The organism is Neobacillus paridis (assembly GCF_016765675.1).
Lineage (GTDB): Bacteria > Bacillota > Bacilli > Bacillales > Cytobacillaceae > Neobacillus > Neobacillus paridis.
The window spans coordinates 1-748 of record NZ_JAESWB010000173.1; the positions used below are offsets into that span (position 1 = coordinate 1).

The following is a 748-nucleotide window of genomic DNA, read 5'->3' on the forward strand; positions in this document are numbered from 1 at the left end:
CGCACAACAACTTTCTAACGTTGTGTTAATCCCCTTCTGAACACGCAGTGGCTGTATATGTTTCTCGACATTGCAAGGAAATGTCGAGCTTCTAGTTTTGCCTAATTTTTCAAATCTCTTGAAAAATGAGCTAGGCAAACTGCCCACATACGATTGGTAAATTAAGAGTTGTTCGGTACGAAGTAGGTCAGCGCTCGTTGCGTCACAAAGCTCGTTTGAAGAATTGTCTTTCATGCATTTTTTATCAAACGCATTTTATAGACTTAAAGGAGATACTCGATGCAGTTTTCATTGAAAGCTTTGAAAAGAACTGCCTGTTTTTTAACGGCTTTTGCTGTTAGCACATTGGCCATGGCGCAGCAAGAGATAAAGATTGGCGTTCTTTATCCCCTTACTGGTGCTGCAGCATCAACGGGTGCGGAACTCAAAGGTGCTCTTGNGCGAAGGATATCCCCGATTTACCTTTTTCAAACGGAGGCGGATTGCCTAATTTGAAGGGGGCAAAAATCAAGTTGGTTTTTGCTGATCACCAGGGTAATCCCCAAATTGGGGCGACGGAGACAGAACGCTTGATAACCCAAGAAAAAGTGGTGGTGGTAGTCGGCGCTTATTTCAGCAATGTAACCGCAACATCTAGTCAAGTGGCCGAGCGATACAAAATTCCTTATTTGAACCCGGATTCTTCATCGACATCGCTAACTGCGAGAAACTTTAAATGGTTCTATCGAATTACGCCGCATGATGATCT

General features: G+C 43.4%; 1 protein-coding gene. It reads left to right on the forward strand.

Annotated features, from left to right (window positions below; all coding sequences use genetic code 11):
• Nucleotides 1-482 precede the first annotated feature (482 nt).
• Nucleotides 483-748: ABC transporter substrate-binding protein (locus JK635_RS28380; protein WP_202654400.1), on the forward strand; the 266-nt coding region annotated here is incomplete at its 3' end.